Genomic DNA, 8,347 nt, shown 5'->3' with positions numbered 1-8,347 from the left:
ACCTGCTGCACGACCGTCCCGTCCCGGCCGGCACCGGCCTTGGCGGGCGCGCGCTGGCCGAGCGGGCGCCCAGCTGGGTGCCCGACTACCGCGCCGCCACCACGATCTCGCACCACCACGACGCCGCCGTCAGCGCCGAGGACCTGTACGCGATGCTCACCGTGCCGCTGCTGCACGACGGCACCGTGTACGGCGTGGTGTACGCCTCGCTGCGCGCCGTCGTCCCGTTCGGCGACGTCCGGATCGCGGCCGTCGGCGAGCTGGCGGCAACCGCGACCCGGGCGCTCGCCGGGGCCGCCGCCTGGAGCCGCGCCGGGAGCGGACGGACCCGGCCCGGACGGCCGCTCACCCCGCGCGAGCACGAGGTGCTGCGCTGGGCGGCGACCGGCCGGACGAACCCGGAGATCGCCGCCCGGCTGGGGCTGACCTGCAACACCGTGACGGGCTACCTGAAGTCCGCCATGCACAAGCTCGGCGTTCGCAACCGGACCGAACTCGCCGTGGCGGCCAGGGAGTCGGGACTCGTCGACTGAACCCCCTGTCGCCGACCGGGCCGCGGCCTCAGTTGACCTGCCGCCCCTGCCCGCGCCAGTACGGTTCGCGCAGCCGGAACTTCTGCAGCTTCCCGGTGGCGGTGCGCGGCAGTTCGTCCCGGAACTCCACCGAGGTGGGCGACTTGTAGCCGGCCAGCCGCTGCTTGCAGTGCGCGATCAGCTCCGCCGCGGTGACGTCGCCGTTCCCCTCCCGGAGGACGACGAGCGCCTTGACCGTCTCGCCCCACTTGTCGTCCGGCACCCCGATCACCGCGGCCTCAGCCACCGCCGGGTGGGCGTAGAGGCAGTCCTCCACCTCGATCGAGGAGACGTTCTCCCCGCCGCTGATGATGACGTCCTTCTTCCGGTCCGAGATGGTGAGGTAGCCGTCGGCGAGGACGCCGCCGTCCCCGGTGTGGAACCACTCGTCCCGCAGCGCGTCGCCCGTCGCCTCGGGCTGCTGCCAGTAGCCGTCCAGGACGGTGTTGGAGCGCACGAGCACCTCGCCGGACGGGTCGACCCGCAGCTGGGTGCCGAGCGAGGGGGCGCCGGCCTGCACCAGCTTCTCCGCCCGCTCGGCGGCGGGCAGGGCGTCCCACTCGGCGCGGGCGCGGTTGACGGTGACCACCGGGGAGGTCTCGGTCAGGCCGTACAACTGCATGAATTCCCAGCCGAGTTCGGCCTCGACGCGCTGGACGACGGAGGTCGGCGGCGGGGCGCCGGCCACGATCATCCGCACCCGGTCGCGCCCGGGCACCGGCCCGTCCCAGTCGGCCGCCGCGTCCAGCACCATCTGGACGACCGCGGGCGCGCCGCACAGGAAGGTCACGCCGTGCCGCTCGACGCGGCGCAGGATCTCGGCACCGTCGACCTTGCGCAGCACGATGTGCTGCGCGCCCAGGCCGGTGAGCGTGAACGGCAGTCCCCAGCCGTTGGCGTGGAACATCGGCAGGGTGTGCAGGTAGACGTCCCGGTCGCTCGCGCCGTAATGCAGGCCCATGGTCGTCGCGTTGAGCCAGACGTTGCGGTGGGTGAGCTGAACGCCCTTGGGGCGGGCGGTGGTTCCGCTGGTGTAGTTGATGGTGGCGGTGTCGTTCTCGGAGATCGCGTACCGGCGGGGGGAGTTGTCGAAGTCGTAGAGGACGGCGTCGCTGTCGGCGCCGATCACGAACTTGTGCTTGGCCACCACCCCGTGGAGCGCGTCGGCGAGTTCGGGGTCGACCAGCAGGACGGACGCGCCGCTCTGCTCGACGATGTACGACACCTCCTCGGCCTTGAGCCGGAAGTTCACCGGCACCAGCACGCGGCCGTACCCGCTCACGCCGAAGAAGGAGGTGAGCAGCCGGGCCGAGTTGTGCGACACGATCGCGACCCGCTCGCCCGGCCCGACGCCGAGCCGGTCCAGCCCGGCGGCCTGGGCCCGGGCCAGCTCGGCGATCCGGCGGTAGCTCAGCCCGTCCCAGGAAGCGGCCGGCTGCACCGGCTCGTCGACGATCCCGACCCGGTCGCCGTAGACCAGCTCGGCCCGGTCGAGGAAGTCCATCACGGAGAGTGGAATCTGCATGCGCCCACTGTCCTCTCCGGGCCGCCCCCTGCACACCCCCGATCGGGGGTGTCACCCGCCCGGGGGGCCGCCCGCCGCCGTGTCGGCTGCCATGTCCGCCGTCGCCGTGTCTGCTGCCCCCGTGTCGGCTGCCATGTCCGTCGTCGCCGTCGTCGTCGTCGCCGCCAGCGCGGCGAGCAGCCGGTCCCTGGCCTCCGTCTGGGCGGCGATCCGCCGCTCCAGCACAGCCAGCCGCTCGCGGGCGATCCCGAGCACCCGCGCGGACGGCGGCTGCGCCATGACGTCGCCGTCCAGGCAGCTCAGCAGCGGCCGGAGGTCCTCCAAGGTGAGCCCGGCCCCGACCAGGGCGCGGATGTTGCGCACCCGGACGGCGTCGGCTTCCCCGTACTCGCGGTAGCCGTTCGAGGCGCGCCCGGCGGTGAGCAGCCCGGCCTGCTCGTAGTGGCGCAGCGCGCGGGCCGTCGTGCCGGCCAGCTCCGCCAGTTCCCCGATCCGCACCCGCACCGCCCCCACTGTCCCCACTGTCCGCACTGGCCCCACCGGCCACCCGGGCCCTGCGCGTCACCCCACGAGCGCGCCCCCGTCGACCGACAACACTACGCCGGTGACGAACGAGGCCTGCGGGGCGGCCAGTTGCGTGATCGCCCAGGCCACCTCCTCCGGCCGGCCGATCCGGCCCAGCGGCGTGTGCGCGATCTGCCACCGCCGGACGGCGGCGCGCTGCTCGGGGTCGAACGCCGCGTGCTCGCCGATCGGGGTGTCGATCGCGCCGGGCGCCACCGCCACGACCCGGATGCCGCGCGGCGCCAGCTCGACCGCCCAGCTGCGGGTCACCGTCTCCAGCGCGGCCTTGCTCGCCGCGTACACCGCGTTGGACGGCCAGCCGCGCTGCCCGACGGCGGTGCTGACGTTGACCACCACGCCCCGGCTCGCGGCGAGCGCCGGCACGGCGGCCTGCCCGAGCAGGACCGGCGCCACCAGGTTGGTGGCCAGCAGCGCCTCGACCCCCGCACGGTCGTAACTGCCGTGGCCGCCGGAGCCGTCCGAGCCGTCAGAACTGCCGTGGCCGCCGGAGCCCTGCCCGCCGCGGACGATCCCGGCGTTGTTGACCAGCACGTCCAGCCGCCCGTACCGCTCCAGCGTCCGCGCGACGATCGCCTCCGGCGCGCCCGGCCCGGTGATGTCGGCGGTCAGCGGCCGGATCAGCCCCGGGTGCGCCGCGGCGGTCTCGGCGAGCGGCTCCGGCCGCCGTCCGACCGCCACCACCCGCGCGCCCCCGGCGGCGAACGCGCGCGCCGTCTCCCGTCCGATCCCCGTCCCGGCCCCGGTGACGAGGACGACGCGCCGTTCCGCTGCTGCCACGCTTGCCGTCTCTTCGGTGTTCATGCGCCCACCCTCGGACCCTGACGCCAAGGGCAAGGTCAAGCTGGAAAGCGGGAATGCGCGAAAGCGGGAGTGCGGGAATGCGGGAGAGCGCCGAGAAGCTGTACCGACCTGCTAGGAAGGTCCCGACGCACCGTCACCACCACCACCACCACGGGGAGCACCGATGAGCGACGACCAGCGGCCCGGCAGCCTCTACGAGGCCGTCGGCGGCATCGAAGCGCTGCGCAGACTCAGCAACACCTTCTACGAGGGCGTCCTCGCCGACCCCCTCCTCGCACCCGTCTTCGCCGACTTCACGACCACGCACATCGAGCACGTCGCCGTCTGGCTGGCGGAGATCTTCGGCGGCCCGGCCCGCTTCACCGAGGAACTCGGCGGCCACCAGTCGCTGCTGCGCGCACACCTCGGCCTCGCCATCACCGAGGAGCAGCGCCTGCGCTGGATGGAGCTGATGGCCGCCGCGGTCGCCAAGGAGCTGCCGGACGACGAACTCCTGCGCCGCCGGGTGCTGGAGTACTTCGACTGGGGCACGAGGATCGCCGAGGACGTCTCGGCCTCCCCGGCCGGCACCGACCTCGGCGATCCGGGCCCGACGCCCCGCTGGGGCTGGGAAGGCCTGCAGTGACCGTCGCCCTCACCGCCCGCCCGGCGGCGGACGGCCTGCTGCTGCGCCCGTTCGAGGACGCGGACGCCCCCGCGCTGATCGAGATCTACCGGGACGAGACGCTGCGCCGCTTCACCCGCATCCCGGTGGACGACGCCGGCCAGGCCGCGCGCTGGCTGGACGTCCAGCACCGTGGCTGGTCGGAGGGCTCCCGCTACAGCTTCGCCGTCCTGGACGCGAAGACGGGGCACCTGGTCGCCAACGTGGTGCTCAAGCGCGGTGCCCGCGGCGGCGAGGCCGCCGAGGTCGGCTACTGGACGGCCGCCGCCGCCCGCGGCCGGGGCGTCGCGCCGCGCGCGGTGGAGGCGCTGACGGCCTGGGCGTTCGCCGCGTTCGCCGACGAGGGCCTGGCCCGGATCGACCTGCTGCACCAGGTGGACAACGCCGCCTCATGCCGGGTGGCGGAGAAGAGCGGGTACGCGTTCCGCGAGCTGCTGACGGCCCTGCCGCCGGAGTTCCCGCTCGACGGCCACCGGCACTCCCGGAACAGGGCGGAATAGGGTGGACGGCGCAGGCCGGAGCCGTCCAGAGTAGGGCGCATGGCTTCTCTGGTACGACACGTGACGATCGATTGTGCGGATCCGTACGCCCTCGCGACCTTCTGGGCACAGGTGCTGGACGGCACCGTCAGCGAGGACGACAACCCGGGGGACGCGGAGGCGCTGGTGGAGTCCGCGGGGGCCCCGCTGCTGTTCATCCGGGTGCCGGACGGCAAGGCGGTGAAGAACCGCGTCCACCTGGACCTCCAGCCGCAGGACCGTTCCCGGGAGGAGGAGGTCGAGCGCCTGCTTGCCCTGGGCGCGAAGCTCCTCGACGACCGCCGCACGGCGGACGGCCGCGGCTGGGCCGTCCTGTCCGACCCCGAGGGCAACGAGTTCTGCGTCGAGCGCAGCCACACCGAGCGCATCGCCACCGGCGGCGCCTGACGCGGGTCGAGGGTGGTCCCGCGCCGTGCGCTCGGCGCGGAACCACCCTCGGTCAGCCGTTCACCGCAGGGGAAGTGGCGGTGGTCAGCCGGGGATCTGGCTGTTGCAGTTGCTCATCCACGAGCGGCACCGCGGGTGAGGGTGGCCGCGCGAAGTGCCCACTTCTTCTGCATGTCGAGTCTCCTCAATCGCACAAGTCGCATGGGTAACAGGGGCGTTGTCACGTCGCTCCTGTCACTTCCGATCGTGCGCCGTCCTGTCCGTACGGACCAGGCCTCCCGATGGGGTTGGCCGAAAGCCCGCAAGGCGGCGGGGAGTTCCCGCGCGGGGTTGCGTCCGGCCCGGCGCCCGGGAGCCGACCGGCCGACCGGTCGGTGAAGTTCGACAGTTGTCGACGTAATGGCCTGGTGTCATCCGAAGTCTTTACCGACCGCCCGGCCGGGTGCGGGTCCGCGACGGAATTCCGGCCTCCGCCCGGGTTGTCGCGACGCCCCCGGGCGGCCGGTTGGCCGATAATCGCCGATGCCTGACGAAACGTCAGAACACTGCAGACCGCCACCGAACGGACAGGCAGGTACCCCATGGCCACAATCGCCGTGATCGGCGCAAACGGCACCATCGGCAGCGCCGTCGTCGCGGAGGCGGCGGCGCGCGGGCACGACGTCCTGGCGGTGGTGCGCGATCCGGGCCGGTACCGGGGCGACGCGGCGGCCGTCGAGCGCGGCGACGTGCTGGACCCGGCGGACGTGGCCCGCGTCGCGGCCGGACGGGACGTCCTGGTGAGTGCGGTGGGCGGCGGCGACGGGCCCGGCCACGCCGCCCTGATCGAGCCCGCCGCCCGGGCACTGGTCGAGGGCCTGCGCGCGCTCGGCGGGGCGGCGCCCCGGCTGATCGCGGTCGGCGGGGCGGGCAGCCTGGAGACCGCGTCGGGCGTGCGGGTCTGGGACGCCCCTGGGCTGCCGGCGCCGGTCCTGCAGATCATGCACGCGCACGGCGAGGCCCTGGACTACTACCGGACCGTCTCCGACATCCGCTGGACGGTGCTCAGCCCGGCCGCCGAGATCGGCCCGGGGGAGCGGACCGGCCACTACCGGACGGGCCTGGAACAGCTGCTCGCCGACGCGGCCGGCCGCAGCCGGATCTCGGTGCCGGACTACGCGGTCGCCCTGGTCGACGAGATCGAGCAGCCCGAGCACATCGGCGAGCGCTTCACCTGCTGCGCGCTCTGAGGACCCAGGTGCCGGCCCCTGGCCCAGGGCCGCTACCCGAGCTGGATCGAGCGCTTCGCGAGCCCCATCCAGAAGCCGTCGATGACGCTGCGCTGGCTGTCGAGGTCGGCCTCGCCGGCGCCGAGCGTGACGAACAGCGGCGCGAAGTGCTCGGTGCGCGGGTGCGCCAGCTTCCCAGCCGGGGCCTTGTGCTCGAAGTCGAGCAGCGCGTCGAGGTCGTGCGCGGCGAGCGCGCGCCGGCCCCAGTCGTCGAACTCGGCCATGACCGAGCTGATCCGCCCGTCGCTGCTGAGCGCCCGCAGGTTGTGGGTGAAGAAGCCGCTGCCGACGATCAGCACGCCCTCGTCGCGCAGCGGGGCGAGCCGGCGGCCGATCTCCAGCAGCCGCTGGGGGTCGAGCGTGGGCAGGGAGACCTGGAGGACGGGGACGTCGGCCTCGGGGTACATCTCGACGAGCGGGACGTAGGCGCCGTGGTCGAGTCCGCGGTCCGGGATGTCCTGGACGGGTGTGCCGGGGGCGCGCAGCAGCTTGCGCACGCGCTCGGCGAGCTCCGGTGCGCCGGGGGCGGCGTACTGCACCCGGTAGTAGTGCTCGGGGAAGCCCCAGAAGTCGTAGACCAGCGGCACGGTGTGGACGGCGCCGAGCGCGAGCGGGGCCTCCTCCCAGTGCGCCGAGACCATCAGGACGGCCTTGGGGCGGGGCAGGTCGGCCGACCAGGCGGCGAGCTGGCCGGGCCAGATCGGGTCGTCGGCGAGCGGCGGCGCGCCGTGCGAGAGGTACAGGGCGGGCATGCGCTCGGGGGCCGCGGTGCTCATGGCGACTTCCTCAATCCGGTGTAGTTCAAATTTGAACCTCTACTGATGGACGGTACACCTTCGTTCGAATTTGAACAACGGGAGTAGGCTGGGCCCCATGTCCGCACCCCGTGAGCCCCGCTGGCTCGACGAGCACGAGATGGCCGCCTGGCGGGGTTTCGTCGTCGCGAGCAATCTGCTCAACCGCCGCCTGGAGCGCCAGCTCAAGGAGGACTCCGGCCTCTCGCACACCCAGTACGAGATCCTGGTGCACCTCTCCGCCGCCCCGGCCGACTCGCTGCGGATGACGGAGCTGGCGGAGAAGCTGGTCACCTCCAAGAGCGGCCTCACCTACCAGGTCACCCAGCTGGAGCGGATGGGCCTGGTAGGCCGCCGCTCCTGCCCGAGCGACGTGCGCGGCGTGATGGCCGAACTCACCGACCAGGGGCGCGAGGTGGTCCGCCAGGCCGCGCCCGGCCACGTCGCCCTGGTCCGCGAACTGCTGATCGACGTCCTCAGTCGCGAGCAACTCGCCGTCCTCGCAGAGGGGTTGGGCGAGGTCAGCGCCCGGCTGCGGCCGTACGACGTGCCGTAACCGCAGGACCGCCACCCCGCGCCGGAGCCGGGCCCACGGCCGACCCCGACCCCGCTCGCGTCCCCGGCCCTGCCGCCGCTCCCGACCCCGCCACCGCTCTCGCTCCCGATCCCTGCGCCGGGACCGCCACCGCATCCGGGGCGCACAGTAGCGCCGCCCGCAGGTCGAGCCGGTCGTGCAGGCGGGCCAGGTTGCGGCCGGTCAGCTCCTCGATCCGGCGGATCCGGTAGTGGACGGTGTTCACGTGGATGTGGAGCTGTTCCGCCGTCCGCGCCCATGAGCCGTCGTGGTCCAGGAACACCGCGAGCGTGCCCAGCAGGGAGACGCCGTTCTCCCGGTCGTGGGCGGCGAGCGGCGCGAGCAGCCGGGTGTGGAAGGCGGCCGTCACCTCCGCCGGGATGCCGCGCAGCAGCCCGGCCAGCGAATCCAGCTCGACCGCGCTGCCGACCGGGCCGGCCGAGCCCTCCAGCACGTACCGGGCCTGGACGAGCGCCGCCCGCAGCGCGGCTGGCTTCGCCGGCGCGCCCGGGCCGACCCCGACCCGCAGGGTGCGCCGCCCGGTGAGCCGGGCCTGGAGGGCCAGCCGCGCCCGGCGCAGCCGCTCGGCGACCCGCTCGGCCGGCGCGGCCACCAGCGCGGCGGCCCGGCCGTCCCGG

General features: G+C 74.0%; 11 protein-coding genes. 6 read left to right on the top strand and 5 right to left on the bottom strand.

Features of this window, described 5'->3' with window-relative positions; genetic code table 11:
• Positions 1-533 (top strand): LuxR C-terminal-related transcriptional regulator (locus AB0O00_RS23325; protein ID WP_363654738.1); only part of this gene is annotated, 533 nt, incomplete at its 5' end.
• Between the two features lie 28 nt (positions 534-561).
• Here AB0O00_RS23325 and AB0O00_RS23320 read toward each other — a convergent pair.
• From AB0O00_RS23320 to AB0O00_RS23310, 3 genes are all read right to left on the bottom strand, one after another.
• Positions 562-2,097: an AMP-binding protein gene (locus AB0O00_RS23320; protein ID WP_363654736.1), complete on the bottom strand. Its 1,536-nt coding sequence runs from the start codon at positions 2,095-2,097 to the stop codon at positions 562-564.
• A gap of 51 nt (positions 2,098-2,148) precedes the next feature.
• On the bottom strand, positions 2,149-2,595 hold the full coding sequence (locus tag AB0O00_RS23315) for a MerR family transcriptional regulator (RefSeq protein WP_363654740.1): 447 nt from the start codon (positions 2,593-2,595) through the stop codon (positions 2,149-2,151).
• A 63-nt stretch (positions 2,596-2,658) separates the two neighbouring features.
• Positions 2,659-3,483 carry an SDR family oxidoreductase gene (locus tag AB0O00_RS23310; protein ID WP_363654734.1) on the bottom strand — a complete coding sequence of 275 codons (825 nt, stop codon included), beginning with the start codon at positions 3,481-3,483 and terminating at the stop codon, positions 2,659-2,661.
• Between the two features lie 163 nt (positions 3,484-3,646).
• On the opposite strand from AB0O00_RS23310, the gene AB0O00_RS23305 reads away from it, so the two are divergent.
• From AB0O00_RS23305 to AB0O00_RS23290, 4 genes are all read left to right on the top strand, one after another.
• Positions 3,647-4,108: a group II truncated hemoglobin gene (locus AB0O00_RS23305; protein WP_363654732.1), complete on the top strand. Its 462-nt coding sequence runs from the start codon at positions 3,647-3,649 to the stop codon at positions 4,106-4,108.
• Positions 4,105-4,647 (top strand): GNAT family N-acetyltransferase, encoded by a 543-nt coding sequence (locus AB0O00_RS23300; protein ID WP_363654730.1) that lies wholly within the window; start codon positions 4,105-4,107, stop codon positions 4,645-4,647. The genes AB0O00_RS23305 and AB0O00_RS23300 overlap by 4 nt, the downstream gene beginning before the upstream one ends.
• Before the next feature lie 39 nt (positions 4,648-4,686).
• Positions 4,687-5,073: a VOC family protein gene (locus AB0O00_RS23295; RefSeq protein ID WP_363654728.1), complete on the top strand. Its 387-nt coding sequence runs from the start codon at positions 4,687-4,689 to the stop codon at positions 5,071-5,073.
• A gap of 581 nt (positions 5,074-5,654) precedes the next feature.
• The gene (locus tag AB0O00_RS23290) at positions 5,655-6,302 is read left to right on the top strand and encodes an NAD(P)H-binding protein (protein ID WP_363654726.1); all 648 of its coding nucleotides are present in this window, start codon (positions 5,655-5,657) and stop codon (positions 6,300-6,302) included.
• Between the two features lie 32 nt (positions 6,303-6,334).
• Here AB0O00_RS23290 and AB0O00_RS23285 read toward each other — a convergent pair whose 3' ends face one another.
• Positions 6,335-7,117 (bottom strand): class III extradiol ring-cleavage dioxygenase, encoded by a 783-nt coding sequence (locus AB0O00_RS23285; RefSeq protein WP_363654723.1) that lies wholly within the window; start codon positions 7,115-7,117, stop codon positions 6,335-6,337.
• 97 nt (positions 7,118-7,214) lie between these two features.
• Between AB0O00_RS23285 and AB0O00_RS23280 the strand changes: the two genes are divergently transcribed.
• Positions 7,215-7,691 (top strand): MarR family transcriptional regulator, encoded by a 477-nt coding sequence (locus tag AB0O00_RS23280; RefSeq protein WP_363654721.1) that lies wholly within the window; start codon positions 7,215-7,217, stop codon positions 7,689-7,691.
• Here the strand turns inward: AB0O00_RS23280 and AB0O00_RS23275 are convergent.
• A partial coding sequence (locus tag AB0O00_RS23275) for a helix-turn-helix domain-containing protein (RefSeq protein ID WP_363654719.1) occupies positions 7,657-8,347 on the bottom strand: 691 nt, incomplete at its 5' end. The two genes, AB0O00_RS23280 and AB0O00_RS23275, sit on opposite strands and share 35 nt — an antisense overlap.

Source organism: Kitasatospora sp. NPDC093558, assembly GCF_040683475.1.
In the GTDB taxonomy this organism is placed as follows: domain Bacteria; phylum Actinomycetota; class Actinomycetes; order Streptomycetales; family Streptomycetaceae; genus Kitasatospora.
Note: the sequence above shows the minus strand (reverse complement) of the source record. Positions and strands in the feature narration are given on the sequence as shown.